Source organism: Mesorhizobium sp. (assembly GCF_041661565.1).
Taxonomy (GTDB): Bacteria; Pseudomonadota; Alphaproteobacteria; order Rhizobiales; family Rhizobiaceae; genus Mesorhizobium.
The window spans coordinates 17143-38508 of record NZ_JBAZUD010000031.1 but is presented as its reverse complement, the minus strand read 5'-3'; the positions used below and the strand labels follow the sequence as shown (position 1 = coordinate 38508).

Annotated in this window: 21 protein-coding genes; 8 read left to right on the top strand and 13 right to left on the bottom strand. The window is 65.0% G+C overall.

The window, feature by feature from the left end; translation table 11 throughout:
• The 3 genes from WC739_RS08240 to WC739_RS08230 all read left to right on the top strand — a co-directional run.
• Positions 1 to 233 (top strand): SIS domain-containing protein (locus WC739_RS08240; protein ID WP_372952529.1); only part of this gene is annotated, 233 nt, incomplete at its 5' end.
• Positions 234 to 450: 217 nt separating this feature from the next.
• Positions 451 to 1611 carry an efflux RND transporter periplasmic adaptor subunit gene (locus tag WC739_RS08235; RefSeq protein WP_372952528.1) on the top strand — a complete coding sequence of 387 codons (1161 nt, stop codon included), beginning with the start codon at positions 451 to 453 and terminating at the stop codon, positions 1609 to 1611.
• Positions 1608 to 4739, top strand: coding sequence for an efflux RND transporter permease subunit (locus WC739_RS08230; protein WP_372952527.1), 3132 nt, complete (start codon positions 1608 to 1610; stop codon positions 4737 to 4739). The genes WC739_RS08235 and WC739_RS08230 overlap by 4 nt, the downstream gene beginning before the upstream one ends.
• Before the next feature lie 8 nt (positions 4740 to 4747).
• Here WC739_RS08230 and WC739_RS08225 read toward each other — a convergent pair whose 3' ends face one another.
• The 6 genes from WC739_RS08225 to WC739_RS08200 all read right to left on the bottom strand — a co-directional run bounded on the left by WC739_RS08225 (position 4748) and on the right by WC739_RS08200 (position 10637).
• Positions 4748 to 5158, bottom strand: a complete 411-nt coding sequence (locus WC739_RS08225) for a GtrA family protein (protein WP_372952526.1) — start codon at positions 5156 to 5158, stop codon at positions 4748 to 4750.
• Positions 5155 to 5973, bottom strand: coding sequence for a ChbG/HpnK family deacetylase (locus WC739_RS08220; RefSeq protein WP_372952525.1), 819 nt, complete (start codon positions 5971 to 5973; stop codon positions 5155 to 5157). Before WC739_RS08220 ends, WC739_RS08225 begins: the two co-directional genes overlap by 4 nt.
• Positions 5970 to 6956 carry a glycosyltransferase family 2 protein gene (locus WC739_RS08215; RefSeq protein ID WP_372952524.1) on the bottom strand — a complete coding sequence of 329 codons (987 nt, stop codon included), beginning with the start codon at positions 6954 to 6956 and terminating at the stop codon, positions 5970 to 5972. The genes WC739_RS08220 and WC739_RS08215 overlap by 4 nt, the downstream gene beginning before the upstream one ends.
• A complete protein-coding gene (locus WC739_RS08210; RefSeq protein WP_372952523.1) occupies positions 6949 to 8115 on the bottom strand; it encodes a glycosyltransferase 87 family protein in 1167 nt (388 codons plus the stop codon). Before WC739_RS08210 ends, WC739_RS08215 begins: the two co-directional genes overlap by 8 nt.
• A gap of 186 nt (positions 8116 to 8301) precedes the next feature.
• Entirely contained in the window at positions 8302 to 9339 is a 1038-nt protein-coding gene (locus WC739_RS08205) for a zinc-binding dehydrogenase (RefSeq protein WP_372952522.1), read from the bottom strand.
• Between the two features lie 56 nt (positions 9340 to 9395).
• The gene (locus WC739_RS08200) at positions 9396 to 10637 is read right to left on the bottom strand and encodes an acyl-CoA dehydrogenase family protein (protein ID WP_372952521.1); all 1242 of its coding nucleotides are present in this window, start codon (positions 10635 to 10637) and stop codon (positions 9396 to 9398) included.
• A 114-nt stretch (positions 10638 to 10751) separates the two neighbouring features.
• Here WC739_RS08200 and WC739_RS08195 point away from each other — a divergent pair, with 114 nt between their 5' ends.
• The 3 genes from WC739_RS08195 to WC739_RS08185 are packed head-to-tail and all read left to right on the top strand — an operon-like array spanning position 10752 to position 13134.
• Positions 10752 to 11567 carry an SDR family oxidoreductase gene (locus tag WC739_RS08195; RefSeq protein ID WP_372952520.1) on the top strand — a complete coding sequence of 272 codons (816 nt, stop codon included), beginning with the start codon at positions 10752 to 10754 and terminating at the stop codon, positions 11565 to 11567.
• A 44-nt stretch (positions 11568 to 11611) separates the two neighbouring features.
• Positions 11612 to 12103 (top strand): MaoC family dehydratase, encoded by a 492-nt coding sequence (locus WC739_RS08190; RefSeq protein ID WP_372952519.1) that lies wholly within the window; start codon positions 11612 to 11614, stop codon positions 12101 to 12103.
• Entirely contained in the window at positions 12100 to 13134 is a 1035-nt protein-coding gene (locus tag WC739_RS08185) for a phosphotransferase family protein (protein WP_372952518.1), read from the top strand. The genes WC739_RS08190 and WC739_RS08185 overlap by 4 nt, the downstream gene beginning before the upstream one ends.
• Before the next feature lie 9 nt (positions 13135 to 13143).
• On the opposite strand, the gene WC739_RS08180 is transcribed toward WC739_RS08185, so the two are convergent.
• Complete coding sequence (locus WC739_RS08180) at positions 13144 to 13845, bottom strand: hypothetical protein (RefSeq protein WP_372952517.1); 702 nt, start codon at positions 13843 to 13845, stop codon at positions 13144 to 13146.
• Between the two features lie 213 nt (positions 13846 to 14058).
• Between WC739_RS08180 and WC739_RS08175 the strand changes: the two genes are divergently transcribed.
• Positions 14059 to 14703 carry a TetR/AcrR family transcriptional regulator gene (locus tag WC739_RS08175; RefSeq protein ID WP_372952516.1) on the top strand — a complete coding sequence of 215 codons (645 nt, stop codon included), beginning with the start codon at positions 14059 to 14061 and terminating at the stop codon, positions 14701 to 14703.
• A 200-nt stretch (positions 14704 to 14903) separates the two neighbouring features.
• Positions 14904 to 15152 (top strand): DUF680 domain-containing protein, encoded by a 249-nt coding sequence (locus WC739_RS08170; RefSeq protein ID WP_372952515.1) that lies wholly within the window; start codon positions 14904 to 14906, stop codon positions 15150 to 15152.
• Positions 15153 to 15204: 52 nt separating this feature from the next.
• Here the strand turns inward: WC739_RS08170 and WC739_RS08165 are convergent, their stop codons facing one another.
• From WC739_RS08165 to WC739_RS08140, 6 genes are read right to left on the bottom strand one after another with little or no spacing between them, the layout of a single operon-like run.
• Positions 15205 to 15432, bottom strand: coding sequence for a hypothetical protein (locus WC739_RS08165; protein ID WP_372952514.1), 228 nt, complete (start codon positions 15430 to 15432; stop codon positions 15205 to 15207).
• A gap of 58 nt (positions 15433 to 15490) precedes the next feature.
• A complete protein-coding gene (locus WC739_RS08160; protein ID WP_372952513.1) occupies positions 15491 to 16069 on the bottom strand; it encodes a sarcosine oxidase subunit gamma in 579 nt (192 codons plus the stop codon).
• Positions 16062 to 19055, bottom strand: coding sequence for a sarcosine oxidase subunit alpha (locus tag WC739_RS08155; RefSeq protein ID WP_372952512.1), 2994 nt, complete (start codon positions 19053 to 19055; stop codon positions 16062 to 16064). The genes WC739_RS08160 and WC739_RS08155 overlap by 8 nt, the downstream gene beginning before the upstream one ends.
• Entirely contained in the window at positions 19052 to 19363 is a 312-nt protein-coding gene (locus tag WC739_RS08150; RefSeq protein WP_372952511.1) for a sarcosine oxidase subunit delta, read from the bottom strand. Before WC739_RS08150 ends, WC739_RS08155 begins: the two co-directional genes overlap by 4 nt.
• Before the next feature lie 12 nt (positions 19364 to 19375).
• On the bottom strand, positions 19376 to 19801 hold the full coding sequence (locus tag WC739_RS08145; protein WP_372952531.1) for a hypothetical protein: 426 nt from the start codon (positions 19799 to 19801) through the stop codon (positions 19376 to 19378).
• A gap of 2 nt (positions 19802 to 19803) precedes the next feature.
• On the bottom strand, positions 19804 to 21057 hold the full coding sequence (locus WC739_RS08140) for a sarcosine oxidase subunit beta (RefSeq protein ID WP_372952510.1): 1254 nt from the start codon (positions 21055 to 21057) through the stop codon (positions 19804 to 19806).
• Positions 21058 to 21366 lie beyond the last annotated feature (309 nt).

Here is a 21366-nt window from a genome sequence, read left to right as displayed (position 1 = left end):
TCGCCGAAAAGGCACATCAGCGCGGCGTCCAGATCGTATTGTTCACCGACCAGTGGCTGTCGCCTATCGCGCGCTTCGCCCGCTACGTCATCGCCGGACGTACGGCCGTGCCATCGGCATGGGATTCCTCGGCCGCCCTTTTCGTCGTCGCCGAAACGCTGATTGGCGCCGTCACAAGGCAGCTCGAGGCGGAAGGCGCCCGGCGGATTCGCGAGATGGAAGACCTGCGCTAGCGCGCGGCGCTCCGAGGTTCGCCTCCATGCCACACGACGGCATGCGAAAAGCAGGAGCGGCCAAGGCCAACGTTACATATATTTAATGTGCTGGGGCACTGGAGACTTGTCATAAGGGCACGATATCGAGGTGCTTATCGCCCTGGAATAGCCTCGCTGCGTCTGCTTCATTCCGAAAACCTGTGGACGGAAGGATATTTTGCCAACCGGAGTGCCAATGGCCGCCTGGAAACAGATACTTTTCGCGCTTGTCGTGCTGGTTGTGGCCGCAGCCGCCTGGCTGCGTTTTTTCCCAGGCGCGCCGGATGTCCTGGCCCGCTGGGGGATCGACTGGGCTCAAGCCGCGAGGCCACCTGCTGAAACCGCCGCCGGCAATACCGGACAAGCCGGCAGCCGCGACGGCGCCCGGCAGGTGAATGTGGTCGTGCTGCCGGCCGCGTCGGCCGTCATCAACGACCGCCTCCAGGCGATCGGCACCGGCCGCGCCAACGCCTCGGTGACTGTCAATCCCTACAGTGCCGGCCGCCTCGCGGAACTGCTGGTCGAATCCGGCAGCCATGTCGACAAGGGGCAGATCATCGCGACGCTCGATTCCGAGACCGAGATGATTGCTCAGAATCGCGCCAAACTGGCGTTGCAGGACGCGCAGGCCAAGCTCGACCGGGTCAGGTCATTGCGCGCTTCCAACGCCGCGACACCGGTCGCCGTTGCCGATGCCGAACTGGTTCTGGCAGGCGCCAACCTGGCGCTCCAGGATGCGGAACTCGCGCTGCAGCGCCGGTCGATCCTGGCACCGATCGCTGGGACCGTCGGCATCCTGCCCATCTCCGCCGGAAACTATGTGACCAGCCAGTCGGCGATCGCCACGCTCGACGACCGCTCCTCAATCCTGGTCGATTTCCTTGTCCCCGAACGGTTCGCCGCCGCCGTCAAGGTTGGCGCGCAGTTGTCGGCGACGCCGATCGCCAACCTCAGCAACACCTACACCGGCACGGTCTCTGCCATCGACAACCACATCGACGAGAAGAGCCGCACCTTGCTGGTCAAGGCCAAGATCGCCAACCCAGCCGATTCCCTGCGCGCCGGCATGTCTTTCGGCATCACCATGAAATTCCCTGGGCAGACCTATCCTGCCGTCAGCCCGCTGGCGATCCTCTGGGGCTCGGACGGCGCCTATGTCTGGCAGGTCGAGGAGGGCAAGGCCAGGCGGGTGCCGGTGCGCATCATCCAGCGCAACACGGAAACCGTGTTGATCGACGCCGAGATAGACAGTGGCGACATGGTTGTCACCGAAGGCACGCAGAGCGTCAGCGAAGGCGGCGAGGTCCGCGTCGCCGGCCAGGAGCCGCGCTCGGCAAACGCGGCCGAAGGCTCATGACCGGAACCGCCAACGCCACCAGCGACACCGGCTTCACGGCGCTCTTCATCCGCCGGCCGGTGATGGCCTTCGTGTTGAACACGCTGATAGCGGTCGCCGGCCTTGCGGCCTTCTACGGCGTTGAGATCCGCGAACTGCCCGATGTCGACCGTGCCGTTGTCACCGTCTCCACCGCGTTCGAAGGCGCCGCCGCCGAAACCGTCGACCGCGAACTGACCGACACGATCGAGGGTGCCGTTGCCCGCGTCTCCGGCGTCAAGTCGATCTCGTCTTCCTCCTCCTTCGGCTCGAGCCGCGTCACCATCGAGTTCAATGACGGCGTCGATCTCAACGTCGCCGCCTCCGACGTGCGTGACGCTGTCGGCCGCGTCGCCAACCAGATGCCCGATACGGCCGATCCGCCGCGCATCGTCAAGGCCGATGCCAATTCCGACGCGGTCATGCGGCTGGCGGTGACGTCCGATAACATGTCGATCCAGGACATGACGGTCGTGGTCCAGGACCAGATCGAGGACGAACTCGCCGCCGTGCCGGGCGTCGCCGACGTCCAGGTCTATGGCGACCGCGACAAGATCTTCCGCATCGACGTCGACCAGAACAAGCTGGCCAGCCTCGGCTTCACCGTTGCTGATCTCAGGACGGCCCTTGCCTCCGTCGCCTTCGACTCGCCGGCCGGTTCGATCACCACGACCAACCAGGACCTCATCGTGCGCACGACGGCCGATGTGACGACGCCCGAGGAATTCGAAAACATCATCATCGGCGGCGCGACGCGCATCCGCGATGTCGCCACCGTCACGCTTGGCCCCGACGTCGGCCAGACAACGTTGCGCTCGGACGGCAAGACCGGCATCGGCATCGGCATCATCCGCCAGGCGGAATCGAACACGCTCGACATTTCGACCGGTGTTCAGGCGGCCGTCGCCAAGCTGCAGGAGAACCTGCCCAAGGGCATGGCGATCAAGGTCACCAGCGACGACGCGGTCTTCGTCAAGGGCGCGGTGCACGAGGTCGAGATAGCGCTCGCCCTGTCGGTCACCATGGTGCTGATCGTCATCTACGCTTTTCTGCTGGATTGGCGTGCCACGCTCATCCCCGGCCTGTCGATGCCCGTCGCCATGATCGGCACCATTGCCGCCATCTATCTGGCCGGCTTCTCGGTCAACATCCTGACGCTGCTCGCCCTGGTGCTGGCGACGGGACTGGTCGTCGACGACGCCATCGTCGTGCTGGAAAACATCGTGCGCCGGCGCAACGAAGGCATGGGACCGCGCGCGGCAGCCGTGCTCGGCGCGCAGGAAGTCTTTTTCGCCGTTATTGCCACGACGCTGACGCTGGTCGCCGTCTTCGTGCCGATCTCGTTCCTGCCCGGCCAGACCGGCGGCCTGTTCCGCGAATTCGGCTTCGTGCTCGCCATGTCGGTGCTTCTGTCCTGCGTGGTCGCGCTGACGCTTTGCCCGATGCTGGCCTCGCGCATGCTGACCAGCGCATCGCTGAACCATGAAGGCGGGCACGGCATCGGCGCCCGCATCGGTGGCGCGCTGAATTCAGCCTACAAGCGCGGCTTGCGTGCCTGCCTCGACGCGCCCTGGATCGCTGTCCTGGTCGCGGTGCTGTTTGCAGGAACCGCCTTCGCCCTGTTCGGCACCATCCGCCAGGAACTGACGCCGACCGAGGACCGTGCCGCCGTGCTGTTGCGCATCAGCGCCCCGCAAGGCGTCAGCCTCGACTACACCACGCAGCAGATGCAGAAGATCGAGAAGCTGATCCAGCCGATGCGCGATTCCGGCGAAATCCGCTCGACCTTCGAAAATGCCGGCCAGAACGGCTCCTACAATTCCGGATTCATGGTTATGACGCTGGCTCCGTGGGATGAGCGCAGCCGCAGCCAGCAGGAGATCATGGCCGAGATCAGCCGACTGACGAAGCAGGTGCCGAGTGTGCGCATCTTCCCGGTGCAGCCAAACAGCCTCGGCATACGCGGCGCCGGCAACGGCCTCCAGTTCGCGCTGGTCGGCAACGACCGCAAGGCGCTCGGCGATGCCGCTGTGAAGATCATCGCCAAGATGCGGAAGGACCCGCGCTTCCAGACGCCGCGCCTGTCCATCGACCCGACGCAGCCGCAGCTGGCCGTCGCCATCGACCGCGAGCGCGCCTCCGACCTCGGCATCGATATATCTGGTCTGGCCAACACCATGCAGGCCATGCTCGACGGCAATGACGTCGTCGACGTCTACATCGCCGACCGCAGCTATGGCGTGAAGCTGGTCTCGACGACCAATCCGATCAACGACCCGACCGATCTGGAAAACGTCTTCCTGAAGACAGCCGACGGCCGCTTCGTGCCGATGTCGACCATCGCCACGTTGACCGAGCGCGCCGTGCCGCCGTCCCTGTCGCGCGAGCAGCAGCAGCCATCGGTGGCCATCACCTCCAACCTCAGTGGCGACTTCGCGCTGGGCGATGCGCTGAACCGTGCGGTCGAGATCGCCACGCCGCTGCTGCCGCCTGGCAGCCGCATCCTGCCATTGGCCGAGGCCGCGACGCTGGGCGAGACCAACAGCGCCATGATCACCATCTTCGGCTTCGCGCTGGTCATCATCCTGCTGGTGCTCGCTGCCCAGTTCGAAAGCTTCGTCAGCGCGGTCATCATCATGGCAACAGTGCCGCTTGGCCTCGCCTGCGCCATCTTCGCACTGCTTCTCTCCGGCACCAGCCTCAACGCCTATAGCCAGATCGGCCTCGTGCTGCTGGTCGGCGTCATGGCCAAGAACGGCATCCTCATCGTCGAGTTCGCCAACCAGCTGCGCGATCGCGGGCTTGGCGTACGCGAGGCGATCGAGCAGGCCTCGATCATCCGCGTGCGGCCTGTGATGATGACGATGATCTGCACCGTGCTCGGCGGCCTGCCTCTGGTGCTGGCAAGTGGTGCCGGCGCCGAGGCGCGCGTGGCGTTGGGCTGGGTCATTGTCGGCGGCCTTGGCCTGGCCACCATATCGACGTTGTTCCTCACCCCCGTCGCTTATCTCCTGCTTGGCCGCTTCGTTACGCCGAAGACCCATGAGGAGGCGCGGCTGAAGCGCGAGCTCGAGGAAGCCGCCTATGTCGGTGTCGAGCCCGCCGAGTAGGGTCCAGCCTATTTCAGGAGGCGGCCTTCGATCGACCAGCGCGCGGCGAGGAAATTCAGGATCGCCGCCACGATGACCCCGCCGATCTTTGCTGGCCATAAGCCTATGGTCGCGGCGAGCAGCGCGATCGAAAGGCTGGAGACGCCAAGCGAGATCGCCGCGCCAAGCGAGGCGAAGCGAAGGAAGGCATCCCGCAGGCGGATGGTCGGCTCGCGCTCGAACGACCAGAACCCGTTCGCCACAAAAGAGAAAACGACGGCGACGAACCAGGCGCCGATATTGGCGGGCAGCGGCGGGACATGCAGCTCGAGCAGGACGAAGAAGCTCGCCAGGTCGATGCCCGTGTTCGCCAGCCCGACAATGGCGAAGCGCACGATCTTGTTGCCGGTCGAACGCCGGGGCCGGGGAGCGCCGCTCACCCGCTGCCGCCCATGATTTCGACATCGGCGTCCTTCAAGCCGGCGCCGAATTCGTCCGATGCCAGGAATGCGAATTCGACCTCCCGCACGGTCCGCATCGGGTCGCGGGCGCTCAGCGTCGCGTCGACGTGGCCGGGATGGCACATGAACAGGCCGCGCTCGGGCAATGACTCGACGGCGGCTTGCAGCAATGGGGCAAACCTCTCGGGGTGACGCCAGTCGTAGATGCCGGCGAGCGGTCCGAGGACCGTGAAGCCGGTGTGCTGCATCGTGCGGTCGAAACCGGCGGCCACGGCTGCGATCGCCGCGACCTTGGGCGCCGCGGCGGCATCGCCCAGCGCCGGGCCGCCACGCAGCGCCGGCCTGTCGGCGACTTCAGCGAAACGCGTTCGCAGCCATTGGCGCACCACGGGCAGGAAATGCACATGCTGATGTCCGTCGACAAAAGCCGGCGGGCGCCCCAATGCCTCGACGAAGCGGCTATACTGGACGTCGAGCTCGGCACGGACATCGCGCTCGTCGACACGGTCGCGCAGGATCGGCAATGCCAGGGAGCGAAGCATCGGCAACCGGCCTTCCGGCGCCAGGCTCGACCTGCCTGTCACGGCCGGCTGGTCGGTCAAGGTGAGATGCAGCCCGACCGCGACGCGGTCGAGCAGAGGCCTTAGACGGGCCGCCTCCCCGGGCCATTCCGGAAAGCCGGTCATACAGCTGGTGCCGGTCAGGCGTCCACGCTCGAGCAGGTCGAGAATCCCTGCGGAAACGCCCGGCGCCAGGCCGTAATCGTCGGCAATCAGGCGGATGCGCCGCGTCATGCGTCGGAAGGACCCGGTGTCGTCCTGACGGCGATGCCGCTGCGCACGACATCGCGCACGATGTAGACCGGCCGATCCTTGCTTTCACTCAGCGTGACCCAGACATACTCGCCGATCAGGCCAAGCAGGGTCAGGTTGAGGCCGCCGAACAGGACCACGGCGACCAGAAGGCTTGGATAGCCTGGAACGGCGATGCCGTAGAAGACAACCTCGAAGAACACCTTGGCGCCGTAGAGCGCGCCGGCAAATGCCGCCAGCAGCCCGCTGAGGCTGATCAGGCGCAAGGGAATGACCGAAAACGAGGTGAAGCCTTCCAGCGAGAAGGCGATCAGGTTGAGCCGGCTCCATTTGGAGGTGCCGCTGGCGCGGCCTTCCGGCGAATAGGGCAAAGCCTTCTGGCGAAAGCCGGCCCAGGCAAACAGCCCCTTGTTGAAGCGTCGCTTGTCGCGCAGGCTGGTCAGCGCGCGCGCCACCGCGCCGCGCATGACGCGAAAATCGCCGGCGTTCTCGGGGATGTCGAAACGCTGGCTGCTGTTGATCAGGCTGTAGAACAGCCGTGCCAGCTGGCTGCGCCGCCAGCTCGCCTCGCGCCTGTCGTTTTGTGCGTAAACGACATCGATATCGGGATTCTGCACCAGCTCGGCGATCAGCTTCAGGCTGATATCCATGGAATGCTGCAGGTCGGAATCCATGATCAGCACCATGTCGCCGCGTGACTGGTCGAGGCCGGCGAGCACGGCGACCTCCTTGCCGAAATTGCGGCTGAGCCGCACCACTTCCCACGACCCGGACAGGGCCTGCGCAAACCGCGTGGCGCCGTCGTCACGGCTGCCATCGTCGACGAGGATCTTGTGGACGGTCAGGCCGAAGCGCCCTGCCACCGCAGCCTCGAGCCCGGCGAGCAGTTCGGCGAAGGCCGATGCCGACGGCGCCTCGTTGAAGAACGGCGCCACGATATCGAGGGTTTTCGGCAGATCAGCCATTGGCGACAGGCCCGGCGTTCGCAACTTTTTCCCCCGCGCCGACCCAGAACCACCAGATCAGCGACCCGGCGATGAAGGTGACCGCGACCGGCCGGAACCAGGGGTAGAAGAATTCATGGATGTGGGCCTCGACACCGGTCAGCCCGGTCAGGAACAACGTCGTGGCCAGCACCGAAGCCAGGAGGCCGCCCCGTTCTTCACGCCACAGCAGGGCGACAGCGACACCGGCCGGCACGGCGATCATAGCATAGGTGTTGGGCTCGACGCGCGGGTTGAAGACGCACATGTAGAACGTGGCCGTCAGGAAGATCGCCAATCCTGCCGTCCCGAACTCAAGCCTGCGATCGAACCAGATGACCGCCGTAAGCGTGAACAGGGCCATGACGACGCGCACGATCGTGGCATTGAATTCCGGAATGGGCAGCCCCAGTCTGGTGAAGGGTGCGGTGAAATCGGTGGGCACGAAGTGGCTGCTGTTGTCGACTGCCATCGACGTCAGCATATGGGCGAAATCCCGATACTGGTCATTCAGGTAGCCCGCGGGAGCGAACGCGTAAGGCAGGGCAAGCACGAACAGCACCGACAGAACCAGAACCGGGATCAGCCGGGGCCGCAGCGCCCCCGCCAGCAGCAGCATGATGATGGCGGTCGGTTTGGCGATGATGGCGAGCGATGCCCAGAAGAAGGTCTCGGCGCGCCGCCCCTCAAGGGCCGACAGGGTGAGAAGCCAACAGGCGCCGGTCAAAAGGACCGTCGACTGGCCGTTGCGGATCGCCCCCAGCGCCATCGGCAAGGCGAGGAAAAGGCCGAAGGAAAGCAGCCATGTCAATTCCCCGCCGCCCAGCTTGCGCACCTGCCGCATGGCGGCGTAGGTGAGCACCCCGAAGCCGAGCAGATGCCACACAAGGCCCCCGAGATACGGGCCCAGCTTGACCAGCGGGACATAAAGCGCCGCAAAGGCGGGCGCGTAGAGATATCCCATCTCTGACCGGATATTGTAGAGCGGCCGGCCGGCCAGGAATTCCTCGCTGCCGTATCTGTAGGCCAGCATCACCGTGCGCGAGTCCGGCGCCACGAGGACCAGCACCAGGACGACCAGGAAGGCCCCTACCCACAGAATAAAGCCCAAACGGTCGAAGACCGGCTTGGAAATCGTCATCGAGGCACTCCACACCACTTCCGGAACGGGCCGATGCCCGTACCCGTCCGGCATTCGATGGCGGCGACATATCACGGACAAAGCCGCGTGGCATAGGGGGCTGATGGCGCAGTCGCCATGCCTTCACGCGCCTCGAAGGTGAAGGCCCGCCGGGATAGCACTCTCTGCCCACCCGGTCATGCTCGCTCAAGGAATGATGAACACCTTGCCGTTGGGCTTGGCCAGTTCCGCCGGCACCCGCGCCATCGCTTCTGCGAGCGGCACGACAGCCGTAACGTCCGTCGACCAGCGTCCGTCGGAGAAGCGCTTCTGCGCCTCCAGGATCGCCGGACCGCGGCGGTCGCGGAACTGGCGCATCCACTCGCTCAGCCAGAAGCCCTCTATATGCTTGTGCTGGAAGATCAGCTGGCCGGGTTCACGGATGACCGTCGGCTCGGGATCGAGTCGCCCGTAGATGATCCAGCGCGCCCGTTTGGGCATGGCGTCGAAGATGGTCGAGGCCAATGGCCCGGTCACCGCGTCGAGGAAGATGCGCGGCTGCTCGGCTTTGATCACCTCGCGCAGCGCGGCTTTGAAATCCGATGTCTTTTCGTTGAGGACGTGCGCCGCGCCAAGCTCTTTCAGCGACGCGATCTGGTCATCGCGGCGCACGGTGACGATCGGCCTGAAGCCCGCTTCCCTGGCCAGGCCGATGATCAGCTTGCTGAGCTGGCTCGCGCCGGCGGTCATGATGAAAGCCTTCTCGCCTTCTTCCCGGACGATATCGAACATGGCGAGCGCGGTAAGCGGATTGACGATCATCGCCGCGCCGTCCTCGTCGCGCACCGTGTCGAGGAGCGGGATGCAGGCCGCCGCCTCGGCGACGGCATATTCGGCCCATGAGCCCCAGTTGGTGACGCCGGTGGCGAAGGCGACCCGCTTGCCGATCAGGCTCTTGGGATAAGGCTCGTCACCGCTGGCGACGACCGTGCCGACGCCCTCGAAGCCGGCCGGCTGTCCCTTCGCGCGCGGCTGGCCGTACTGGCCCTTGACGAACATGACGTCGGACGGATTGATCGAAGCCAGGCTGACCTTGATCAGAACCTGCGTCGGCCCCGGCGTCGGCACTTCGATACTGCCGGGCCGCAGATAGGGTTCCATCGCCTCCAGCACGCTGCCGGTCGGGGTCCTGGTGTAGCCGTCGCCGGTCAGCAGCAGCGCCTTCATTTCGGACGGGACAGTCATCGGAACGCTCCTTTGGACCTGCCGGAAGACGCGACGCGGCCGCGCTGAGCCGAAGCTCAGACCCTTTCCTGCGTGTATTTCTTCAATTCGGCGCGCGCCACCTGCCTCCGATGCACGGCGTCTGGCCCGTCGGCCAGCCGCAATGTCCTCAGATGCGTCCATGAGCGTGCCAGCGGCGTGTCCTGGCTGATGCCCTGTCCACCGAACATCTGCACCGCCTCGTCGGTGACCTTGAGCGCGACGCGCGGCGCCACGACCTTGATCTGGCTGATCCAGGGCGCCGCGGCTCGCGCATCGCCCTGGTCGATCATCCACGCCGCCTTGAGGCAGAGCAGCCGGGCCATCTCGATCTCCATGCGGCATTCGGCGATGATGTCGAAATTGGCGCCGAGCTTCGCCAGGGCCTGGCCGAAAGCCTCGCGCCGCACCGAACGCTGGCACAGCATCTCCAGCGCCATCTCGGCCTGGCCGATGGCGCGCATGCAATGATGGATGCGGCCGGGGCCGAGCCGCCCTTGCGCGATCTCGAAGCCCCTGCCCTCGCCAAGGATCAGGTTGGATGCCGGCACCCGCACATTGTCGAAGCGAAGATGCATGTGGCCATGCGGCGCGTCGTCGTCGCCATAGACCTGCATGGCCCGGACCTTGGTGACGCCCCTCGTCTCGGCGGGCACCAGGATCATCGAATGGCGGCGGTGCCGTGGCTCACTGTCGTCGCCCGTCCTGACCATGGTGATGTAGATCTTGCAGCGCGGATCGCCGGCGCCGGAGGCCCACCATTTCTCGCCGTTCAGAACATAGTCGTCGCCCTGCCGTTCGCAGCGCATCGAGATGTTGGTGGCATCGGACGACGCGACATCCGGCTCGGTCATCAGGTAGGCCGAGCGGATCTTGCCGTCGAGCAGCGGCTCCAGCCATGCCTGCTTGTGATCGTCAGACCCGTAACGTTCCAGCACCTCCATGTTGCCGGTGTCGGGCGCCGAGCAGTTGAAGGTTTCGGCCCCGAGATGCGCCTTGCCCATCTCCTCGGCCAGATAGGCGTATTCAACAGTCGAAAGACCATAGCCGCGTTCCGAGCCGGTCAGCCAGAAATTCCAAAGGCCGCGCTCCCGCGCGGTCCTTTTCAGGCCTTCGAGGATTTCCGTCTGCCGCGCGCTGTAGGTCCAGCGGTCCCCGGCCTTGCCCACCTCGCCCAGGAATTCCTTGTCGAGAGGCATGACCTCGTCGCGCACCATGGCCGCGACGCGAGCGTGGATCGGCTTCAGCCGCTCGGTCATGCCGAGATTCATCTCCGTCATCGGTCGCTAACCCTTCATGCACGCCGGGCATTTTACCCGTGGCAAGGATGACCGCACTTCGGATAGCCTTGTCAACGCGAACTGTTTTGCCCGCGCCGAGCGCCGAGGATTTTAATGAGCTATCTGGACGAGCTGTTTTCGGTGGCCGGCAAGACGGCGCTAGTGACGGGCGCGGCGACCGGCATCGGCCGCATGGCGGCGACCGCCCTGGTCAGGGCCGGCGCCAGCGTCATGATCGCTTCGCGCAAGGGCGAGGACTGCATCAAGGTCGCCGGTGAACTGAACGCGCTTGGCGCCTCCGGCCGCGCCGAAGGCTTTGCCGGCGACGTCTCCAGCGAGGCCGGCATCGCGGCTCTCGTCGCCGAGGTCAAGGCGCGGACCGACAGGCTGAACATCCTGGTCAACAGTGCCGGCGTCTCCTGGGGCGCGCCGCTGGAGAGCTTTCCCTACCATGCCTGGGCCAAGGTGTTCGGCGTCAACGTCACCGCGGTCTTCCACCTGACGCGCGAATTGCTGCCGCTGCTCGATGCCGCGGCCAGCGACGCCGATCCGGCCCGGGTGATTAATCTGGGCTCTGTGATGGGGACGCAGCCGCTGGCCGACGACGCCTATTCCTACACCGCCTCGAAGGCCGCCGTTCATCATTTGACACGCACTTTGGCGCTGGAATTCGCCGCCCGCCGCATCACCGTCAACGCCTTTGCTCCCGGCCCATTCCAAAGCCGCATGACGGCCTTTGCCACCGCTACGGATGAGCAGGCCAGGCATGTCGGCGACCATGTTCCGATCGGCCGGATCGGCGCACCGGATGACATTGCCGGCGCAACGCTCTATTTGTGCGGCCGTGCAGGCAGCTATGTCACCGGCGCCATCCTGCCGATCGACGGCGGGCAGTCGGTGCAGCATGGGTTGACCTTGTTTAAGGAATGACATTTTCCGGGCGTTGAAGCCGGAAGTGAACTGGAGGACATGGCGTGGAACCAATCAGTCTCGATGTGCTTCTGGCCAGCGTCGGCAAGGAGGTCGGAGTCTCGCCATGGCGGGTTGTGACGCAGCGCATGATCGACCAGTTCGCCGACGCCACCGACGACCACCAGTTCATCCATTGCGATCCGGAGCGGGCAAGGCTGGAGACGCCGTTTGGCGGCACCATCGCGCATGGTTTCCTCTCGCTGTCGCTGTTGTCGGCCATGACGTTCGAGACCATGCCGCCGCTGGAAAACGGCAAGATGGGCGTCAACCATGGCTTCGATTCGCTGCGCTTCCTGGCACCGGTGAAGACCGGAGCGCGCATACGCACCCGTTTCGTGCTGGCCGACGTGAAGGTCAGGCCGTCGGGCTGGGTCCAGACAGCACATGACGTGACGATCGAGATAGAGGGGTCGAAGAAGCCGGCGCTGACCGCTCGCTGGCTGACCCTGACCCTGATCGAACGCCAGCCCGAGACCGCCCCCGAGACTGCATGAGCGACCCGAACGTTCTCGACCGGGCAGCGCTTGCACCCTATCTGGAGGCAAACATACCCGGCTTTTCCGGGCTCGCCGCTATCGAGAAATTCAAATCCGGCCAGTCGAACCCTACCTACCTGCTGACCGCGGCGAGCGGCCGCTACGTGTTGCGCGCCAAGCCGGCAGGACAGTTGCTGAAATCGGCGCACCAGGTCGACCGTGAATTCAAGGTGATGAGCGCGCTCGCCGGCACCGCCGTGCCCGTGCCCGCGATGCTGCATCTATCGGCCGAGGACTCGCCGATCGGCCGCCTGTTCTACGTCATGGAGTTCATCGACGGCCGGATCTTCTGGAATCCGGCCTTGCCGGAAGCGCGCGACAACGATGAACGCGCCGACATCTACGATGCCATGAACGAAACCCTCGCTGCCTTGCACGCGGTCGATGCCGGAGCCGTCGGGCTGGCCGATTTCGGCCGGCCGGGCAGCTATTTCGCGAGGCAGCTTGCACGCTGGACCAGCCAGTATCGCGCATCGGAAACCGGCACTGTCGCCGATATGGACCGGCTGATCTCCTGGCTGGGGACCCACATGCCCGTCGAGGACGGCCGCGTCTCGCTGGTGCATGGCGACTACCGGCTGGACAATCTGATTTTCGCGCCGGACCGGCCAAGGATCATCGCGGTGCTAGACTGGGAGCTCTCGACATTGGGCCATCCCTTCGCCGACCTGGCCTACCAATGCATGCAATGGCGCCTGCCGCACGCATCCGGCTTTCGCGGCTTGGGCGGCATCGACCGTACCGCGCTAGGCCTGCCGTCGGAACAAGCCTACGTCGCTGCCTATTGCCGGCGGCGCGGGCTCGACGGCATCGGCGACTGGACCTTCTTCCTCGCCTTCTCCTTCTTCCGGTTGGCCGCGATCTGCCAGGGCGTCTACAAGCGCGCGCTGGACGGCAACGCCTCCAATCCGGAAAAGGCCAGGACCTACGGCGAGGCGGTGAAGCTGCTGTCGCATCTCGCGGCGAAACTCATCGACGGTAGTCTGTGACGTACCTCGCTAGCGGGCGTCGCCGGCGATGAACTTCATATTCCGGCTGACTTGCAGGGTGATGTAGACGACCAGCGCACAGCCTATCGGAAAGACGACCTCATTGAGGCCGGTTGAAATGGCCTGCGGCAGCGCAAGGGCAGCGTCCTGCGCCGAGGCAGCCTGTATGGTCAAAGCCGTGACGCCACCGCCAAACACCGCGCCAATCACGGTGCCCGCCAGTATGAAATGCAGGGCGTGAGGTTTTTCCCGTGATGCCAGCCAGGCCAGCATCCAGCCCAGCAGGCCGTATTCGAGCGCCCGCAGTACACCGAGCGTGGTGAGGGGGAGGATTGCCGGCTTCACGGACAGTTCAAGGGCGCTGACCATGACTTTTTGCGTGCCTTTGGCGATGCCCATGGCCAGTGGTGCGGAAATCGCACCGATCAAGCCTCCGAGCGAGGCTCGCACCTTGGCGATGGCGGTGCCGAGACCAACACCCGCACAGACGAAGAATGACCACGTCACGCCTTGCGCCAGTTCGATCAGGACTTGCGTGGAAGTCGGCTGGGAATTCGCTGCAGCCCTGACCGCCAAAATCAGGGCTTCCATGGCGAAGCCGAGTGCGATGGCGAGCCATGCCACCATGGCTACCCTCTTGAGCGCCAACCGGGCGCCATGAGAAAGTGGATGCGCATCCGCCGCGCGCGACGAAACCCCGCTGATGGCCATGCCGGCCTCCCGAGTTCAGATTTTTTTGCAGGGCCGCCAATAGGGTCTGTTTGTATCAGTTCGATGTTGGCCGATCGGGCATCGGGTTACCCCAGGTGACTGCAAAGCGAGGGCGATGCCGATCAACCGCTTGGAACCTTTGATATTCCTTGTACGTTTTCGTACAGCGTATATCACTCAGCAAATCCCAATCCAGACAAAGGGCACCACATCTTGCCGCCGAGGGTTCACACACGCCGCGAGAAACAGAAGGCCGAGCTGCGCGCCGAACTCGTCGAGGCGGCGCACAAGCTTGTCCAGGAAGAAGGCTATGAGGGGCTGACCATCCGCAAATTGGCCAAGCGGGTCGGTTACGCGCCGATGTCGGTCTACTCATACTTCGCAGACAAGCAGGACATCCTGTTCGCGCTGGCCGAGGATGCCTTCGAGACGCTGGCCCGGCGCATCGAGGAGCATCCCTCCGACGATCCGATCGAGGCGTTGCAAGCGGTCATGACCGAATATGCCGCCTTCGGCCTCGGCAACCCCAACGAATACCGGACCGTCTTCATGACCGAGAAGACCAGGCCGCCCGAAGGCCGCAGCTTCGAAGAGATGCATGAAGGCAATCCGGCGATGAAAGCGCTGATAGGCCGGGTCGAGGCCTGTGTCGCCGCCGGCAAGCTGCAAGGCGATGCACGCGCCATAGCCACCATGCTGTGGGCGGTCGCCCACGGCACGATTTCGCTGCTGATCACATTCCCGTTCTATCCGTTCGGCGATCCCCAGGCTTTCGTCAAGAGGATGTGCGATTCCTCGCTCGCTGCTCTGAGCACACAGAATGTGCTGCCATTGACCGAAACCCCGGTCCACTGCTGAGCACCATCTTTCAAGGTCCCCGAGCATGGCGTTTGAGCCGCCTGGCGGTGCCCGGCCGTAGCCGGTCGGCGTGATGCTGGATGCTTCCCAAATTTTCGTACGTGTACGTTTTCCGGCTTGAACGACGGCACCCAGGGGCGTATCTGTACTTCGTATCGTACATGTACGAAATCCATTCATCGCGAAAGCCGGAGACCGATATGAAAAACACCCTCCTCACCCTCGCCGCCGTGCTGGCCCTTTCGGGCCCGGCCTTCGCTGCCGGCTCTACTCACCCCGTCAAGCAGCAGCACAACCCGGTCTGCGTCGACACAAAGACGCATGTTAAGCTCGATTGCGCGTCAACCGGGTCGATAGAGAAGAAAAGCTCCGCGGAAAAGCCGGCTGACGGCAAGGACCCGCGGCTCGGCATCAGCATCGATCCCTGGATTCTCCCGAACGCTTTCTGAAACCGGCAGGGAGGCAGAATGTCGGTGCCGACAGCCGGCCTTCGGCTGGCGATCAGGGATTGCGGGTTTTTCGTCCAGTCACGGTCTTGGCCTTGCCGGGCTTGGCTGGGCCGCCGGGGATCGCCGATCCGGTGATCGATATGGCATCGCTGGCCGGAAACGTATCCTCGAGCCCCTCTTCGAGTTCTTCTTCGGCGCTCACATCGTGGTCCCGCTCATGTTCGAGAGAGCGGACAGCCGCGGTCTTCTTCGGTGATTTTGGCGTGGATTTCGACGGCATCGGCATTCTCCCTCGGCGTGCGGATGCAGAACGGGCGTGCCCTGCAAAACGTTCCGGCTCAGACCGCTGCGTCCCGCGCTCCCTCGGACAGGAAAGTAAAGACATAGTCCGAGAAGGAACGCCAGCACTCGACCCGGAAGTCGTCAGGCCCGTTGCGCAGCAGCACGATCTCGGCCTTGCCGAGGATGGTCCGCGAGGCCGCCCCCACCGGGAAGGCATCGAGCGACAGATCCTGCGGACAGCCCGCATTGATCGTCGCGGCGGCGCCCGCGCCGATTACGCCAATCGCCACATTGCGATGCGATATGCCGACCGCCGAATGCAGAAGCGCGACCTTGGCGCAGTCGGCGAGCGGATCGTTGCCGGCCTCGTCAATGACCAGCCATTCGTCGGGGCCGAGCCACAGCACGGTCCGCCCTGCCTTTGCGGCCGACGTCTTCGGCGTGTTCGGCAGGGCCACGCCGAGCGCTTTCGAAAGCGCGGCAACCGAGGCCTCGGGGGCGCGCAGCGAGATGCGTTCCGCCGGCGGCAGGACCTCGACCTTGACGCTGGTCGCGGAGATGGCGCGTCCTGCCAGCGCCGGGCGGCGTTCGATCGACGGCAACACTGCTGTCTTGCTTGCGGCGGCCTTAGCCATTGAGGCGACCTCCCGTCTCGTCGAAGAACACCATGCCGGTAACCTCCACTTCGATCACCCCATTCGGCATCGGCACGTAAAGCGTGTCGCCCATTCTGTCGCGGCCACCGGCGATCGCCGCCAGCGCGATCGAGCGGCCGCAATTCTGCGACCAATAGCTCGAGGTGACGTGACCGATCATCTTCATCGGGATTGCCTGCTTCGGGTCCTCGACGATCTGGGCGCCCTCTTCCAGCACCACCTTCGGATCCTTGGTCTTCAGGCCGACCAGTTGCTTGCGGCCCTTGGCGACGAGATCCGGCCGCGTCAGCCCGCGGATGCCGACGAAGTCGGTCTTTTTCTTGCCGACCGCCCAGTCGAGACCGGCATCGTTCGGTGTCACCGTGCCATCGGTATCCTGGCCGACGATGATGTAACCCTTCTCGGCGCGCAACACATGCATCGCCTCGGTGCCGTAGGCGGTGGCGCCATGCTTCTGGCCTTCGGCCCACAGCGCTTCCCAGACGGCCTGGCCGTAATCGGCCGGCACGTTGACCTCAAAGCCGCGCTCGCCGGTGAACGACATGCGGAACAGCCGCGTCGGCACGCCGCATATCCGGCCCTCGCGCACCGACATATGCGGCAGCGCCTCGTCGGACATGTCGATGCCTTCGACCAGCGGCGCGATGATGTCGCGCGACTTCGGCCCCTGCACGGCGATGACCGCCCACTGTTCGGTGATCGAGGTCAGCCAGACATTGAGGTGCGGGAACTCGGTCTGGAGATAGTCCTCCATGTGGTTCATCACGCGCGGCGCGCCGCCCGTCGTCGTCGTCACATGGAAGCGGTCCGGCGCCAGCCTGCCGACGACGCCATCATCATAGATGAAGCCGTCCTCGCGCAGCATGATGCCATAGCGGCAGCGGCCGGGCTCCAGCTTCTCCCAAGGATTTGTGTAGAGCAACTCCATGAACCTGGCCGCGTCCGGCCCAACCACTTCGATCTTTCCCAGCGTCGAGGCGTCGAACAGACCGGCATTTGTGCGGACCGCGACGCATTCGCGGTCGACGGCGGCATGCATGTCTTCGCCCGCCTTGGGGAAATACCAGGCGCGCTTCCACTGGCCGACATCCTCGAACACGGCGCCCTGCGCCTCGGCCCAGGGATGGATCGCGGTTTTGCGCGTCGGGTCGAACAGCGGCCCGCGCGCGTGGCTGATGATCGCGCCGAAGGTGACCGGCGTATAGGGCGCGCGGAACGTGGTCAGCCCGACTTCCGGGATCGGCTTGCCCAGCGTCTCCGCCGCGATCGCCAGTCCGTGCATGTTGGAGGTCTTGCCCTGGTCGGTCGCCATGCCGTTGGTGGTGAAGCGCTTGACGTGCTCGATCGAGCGCATGCCCTCATGCACCGCCTGGCGGATGTCCTTGGCGGTGACGTCGTTCTGGAAATCGACGAACGCCTTCACCCTCGTGTCCGGCCCGGCGCCGGGCGCAGCGCCCAGCATGCCGCGCGACCAGCTTTCGGAAGCATCGACCTTCGGCTTCGTGCCCTTGACGGCCTTGGCGCCGGCATCCCTGGCCGCCTTGGCGCCCGCGGCGTAGGCTTCGTCCACGGTCGCCGACAAGCCGTCGGTGCCGTTGCAGGCGCCGACGGAGACGCAATCCTGCGCGTAGATGCCCGGCACGAAGCGCTTGGTCTCGTCGTTGAAGGCGACCTTGCCGCGCGACTGCGAAAACAGGTGCACTGACGGCGTCCAGCCGGCCGACATCAGGATGGCGTCGACCGGGATGGTGCGTTCGCCGCCGCCGTTCTTCGGCTGCACGGTCATCGAGGTTACTCTTAGCTTGCCGCCGGCGCGGATCACGGCGCGGCCGAAATTGACCTCGATGCCGAGCGCCCTCGCTTCGTCGATCACCGGCCCGGTCGGGTTGTCGCGCAGATCGACGATCGCCGCCACGTTGACCCCGGCCTTCTTGAGGTCGATCGCCGCCGCGTAGGCGGAATCATTGGCGGTATAGACACCGACATTCCTGCCGACCGCGACGCCATGGTGATTGAGGAAGGTGCGCGCCGCGCCCGCCAGCATGATACCCGGCCGGTCATTGTCGGCGAACACCATGTGCCGCTCGATGGCGCCTGAGGCCAGCACGACGCGCTTTGCACGCACCTGCCACAGCCGCTCGCGCGGCAGATCATGGCCAGGGCTCTTCAGGTGATCGCTGACGCGCTCGACGAGGCCGACGAAATTCTGCGCATAGTAGCCGAAAGCGGTCGTGCGCGACAGGACGCGGACATTGTCCATCGCGCTCAGCCTGGCGACTGCCGCCTGCGCCCAGGCAAAACCGTCCTGGCCATCGATCATGGCAGCGGCCTCGAACCGCAGGCTGCCGCCGAACTCGGCCTGCTCGTCGGCCAGGATGACACGCACGCCGGTGTCGGCCGCCGCCAACGCCGCCGCTATGCCGGCCGCGCCGCCGCCCAGCACCAGCACGTCGCAGTGGGCGTAACGCGACGAATAGTGGTCGGGATCGGGTTTGTCAGGGGAAACGCCCAGGCCGGCGGCCTCGCGAATCCGGGGTTCGTAAAGGCTCTTCCACGCCGCCTTCGGCCACATGAAGGTCTTGTAGTAGAAGCCGGCGGAAAACAGCGGCGACGCCATGTCATTGACAGCGCCGACATCGAAAGCCAGCGACGGCCAGCGGTTCTGCGACCGCGCTTCAAGTCCGTCGTAAAGCTCCTGGACGGTCGCGCGCACGTTCGGCGTCCTGCGCGCCGCGTCGCGCCTGATCTCGACCAGCGCGTTCGGCTCTTCGGCGCCAGCCGACAGGATGCCGCGCGGACGATGGTACTTGAACGAGCGGCCGACCAGATGCACGCCATTGGCGAGCAGCGCCGACGCCAGCGTATCGCCCTCGATGCCGGTGTAGGACTGGCCGTCGAAGCTAAACCGCGCGGTCTTCGCCTGCTTCAGTCGGCCGGCGCTCGGAATACGGAACGCGCCGCTCATTTGGCAACCACTTCGTTGGAGGTCTTGGGAAGCTTCGCCGGCTTTGGCTCGCCGGCCTTGTAGGTCATGACGAACTTGTCGGTGACGGTGTCGCGCACGGCGTTGAAGAAACGCGCGCAGCCATGGATATGCCGCCAGCGCTCATAGATGATGCCCTTTGGATTCGAACGGATGAAGAAGAACTTCTCGAAATCATCATCGCTGTCGCCGGCAATGTTGGTCGAGCGCGCGATATGCGCCTCGCCTGCATTGCGGAATTCGAGCTCCGGACGTTCTTCCTCGCAATAGGGGCATCGGATGAGAAGCATCTGGTTCGTTCCCTACAATTCGCCATGGCCGACGCGGGCGCCGGCAGGTTGGTCGCAAAGCTTCCGGCCCATGGTCACGAACGGCGCGACAAGCCGCAGGCGCTCCTCGACCGTTGCGGCATCGCGAAACAGCGCGCGGTTGGCCATGTTGCCGAGGGTCAATTGCATCGGGTCGGTGGCGACGATGACGCCGCGCGGCTCGAAGGCGTCGTCGACGTCGAGCCCTTTCGGCCGACCTTCGAAGAACATCACGACCCTCTGGCCGGCGCTCCAAACGCAGGACAGCGTTCCCTCATCGACCGAAAACGGCCACCCGACCTCATTGCCGGCGCGCGCGATCGGCTGCAGCCGCACTTCTTCCGGCGACGGCAAGTGGAACATGCCCTGCTCCCCAGCCGCCAGCACGAGCGGCACGGCGACTGCCATCTCGGCCATCATCATCAGTGCGCCACCGCCGCCGCCGCCGCCTCATCGATGAGGCGGCCGGTGCGGAAGCGCTCGATGGTGAAGGGCGCGTTGATCGGGTGCGGGTCGTCCCTGGCAATGGTGTGGGCAAAGACATGGCCCGAACCGGGCGTCGCCTTGAAGCCGCCCGTGCCCCAGCCGCAATTGACATAGAGGCCGGGCACCGGCGTCTTGGCCAGGATCGGCGAACGGTCCGGCGTCACGTCGACAATACCGCCCCACGAGCGCAGCATCTTCATGCGGGTGAAGATCGGGAACATCTCGCAGATGGCGTCCAGCGTATGCTGCAATATGTGCAGGCCGCCGGTCTGCGAATAGGAGATATACTGGTCGGTGCCGGCGCCGATCACCAGTTCGCCCTTGTCGGACTGAGAGATGTAGGCGTGCACCGTGTTCGACATCACCACGCAGGGCACCACGGGCTTGACCGGCTCCGACACCAGCGCCTGCAGCGGATAGCTCTCCAGCGGCATGCGCACGCCGGCCATGTTCATGATGACCGAGGAATGGCCAGCGGCGACGACGCCGACCTTCTTGGCGCCGATGAAGCCGCGCGTCGTGTCGACGCCCATCACCGCGCCGTTCGGTGCCCGCTTGACGCCGGTGACCTCGCAGTTCTGGATGATGTGCACGCCGCGCGCCGAGGCGCCCCGCGCATAGCCCCAGGCGACCGCATCATGGCGTGCCGTGCCGCCCCGCCGCTGCAGCGCCGCGCCGACCACCGGATAGCGCGCGTCCTTGGACGTGTTGAGCGGCGGGCAGAATTCCTTGGCCTGCTCCGGCGTCAGCCATTCATTATCGATGCCGTTCAGCCGGTTGGCATGGACATGGCGCTTCAGCACCTGGATGTCGTGCACATTATGCGCCAGCATCATAACGCCGCGCGCCGAATACATCACGTTGTAGTTCAGTTCCTGGCTGAGCCCGTCCCACAGCTTCAGCGCGTGATCATAGATGCCGGCGCTCTCGTCATAGAGATAGTTGGAACGGATAATGGTGGTGTTGCGGCCAGTGTTGCCGCCGCCGAGCCAGCCCTTTTCCAGTACCGCGACATTGGTGATGCCGTGCACCGTGGCCAGATAATAGGCGGTGGCCAGGCCATGGCCGCCGGCGCCGACGATGATCACGTCGTATTCCTTCTTCGGCTCGGGAGAGGACCACTGTTCCTCCCAGCCCTTGTGGCCGCGCATGGCCTCCCGGGCGATGGCGAATACCGAATATTTCTTCAACGTCCCAGCCTCTCGCCAAAAAGGTCTCGCGAATACCAGTCGGGCTCCGGCCCGGCGCGCGAGGTGTATCACTAGCGAAACGGCGCTTCCACCCTTGCGCTGTTTGCGACGGCGCTTGCCGTTTTGCGCCGCGACAAAAAAGCCGTATGCCCGGCATCGACACAGGGCCGGTTCCGGACGATTCCGGCTTGACTGAGAAGCTCCTTAGCACGAACAGCCGGCTTGCGGCTTTGACGCAGCCCATGGGTCTTGCTTTTTCGCCGCAATTTGGCGATTTCGTTGCCTGTAAACGGTCGCCCGCAGAACAGG

Bases quoted from the DNA above. Each gene is read 5' to 3' on its own strand.
- WC739_RS08200 (WP_372952521.1), bottom strand. From the start codon at position 10,637: ATGACGGAGATGAATCTCGGCATGACCGAGCGGCTGAAGCCGATCCAC.
- WC739_RS08160 (WP_372952513.1), bottom strand. From the start codon at position 16,069: ATGGCTAAGGCCGCCGCAAGCAAGACAGCAGTGTTGCCGTCGATCGAA.
- WC739_RS08145 (WP_372952531.1), bottom strand. From the start codon at position 19,801: ATGATGGCCGAGATGGCAGTCGCCGTGCCGCTCGTGCTGGCGGCTGGG.
- WC739_RS08220 (WP_372952525.1), bottom strand. From the start codon at position 5,973: ATGACGCGGCGCATCCGCCTGATTGCCGACGATTACGGCCTGGCGCCG.
- WC739_RS08205 (WP_372952522.1), bottom strand. From the start codon at position 9,339: ATGACTGTCCCGTCCGAAATGAAGGCGCTGCTGCTGACCGGCGACGGC.
- WC739_RS08170 (WP_372952515.1), top strand. From the start codon at position 14,904: ATGAAAAACACCCTCCTCACCCTCGCCGCCGTGCTGGCCCTTTCGGGC.
- WC739_RS08195 (WP_372952520.1), top strand. From the start codon at position 10,752: ATGAGCTATCTGGACGAGCTGTTTTCGGTGGCCGGCAAGACGGCGCTA.
- WC739_RS08210 (WP_372952523.1), bottom strand. From the start codon at position 8,115: ATGACGATTTCCAAGCCGGTCTTCGACCGTTTGGGCTTTATTCTGTGG.
- WC739_RS08165 (WP_372952514.1), bottom strand. From the start codon at position 15,432: ATGCCGTCGAAATCCACGCCAAAATCACCGAAGAAGACCGCGGCTGTC.
- WC739_RS08185 (WP_372952518.1), top strand. From the start codon at position 12,100: ATGAGCGACCCGAACGTTCTCGACCGGGCAGCGCTTGCACCCTATCTG.
- WC739_RS08230 (WP_372952527.1), top strand. From the start codon at position 1,608: ATGACCGGAACCGCCAACGCCACCAGCGACACCGGCTTCACGGCGCTC.
- WC739_RS08150 (WP_372952511.1), bottom strand. From the start codon at position 19,363: ATGCTTCTCATCCGATGCCCCTATTGCGAGGAAGAACGTCCGGAGCTC.
- WC739_RS08180 (WP_372952517.1), bottom strand. From the start codon at position 13,845: ATGGCCATCAGCGGGGTTTCGTCGCGCGCGGCGGATGCGCATCCACTT.
- WC739_RS08215 (WP_372952524.1), bottom strand. From the start codon at position 6,956: ATGGCTGATCTGCCGAAAACCCTCGATATCGTGGCGCCGTTCTTCAAC.
- WC739_RS08235 (WP_372952528.1), top strand. From the start codon at position 451: ATGGCCGCCTGGAAACAGATACTTTTCGCGCTTGTCGTGCTGGTTGTG.
- WC739_RS08155 (WP_372952512.1), bottom strand. From the start codon at position 19,055: ATGAGCGGCGCGTTCCGTATTCCGAGCGCCGGCCGACTGAAGCAGGCG.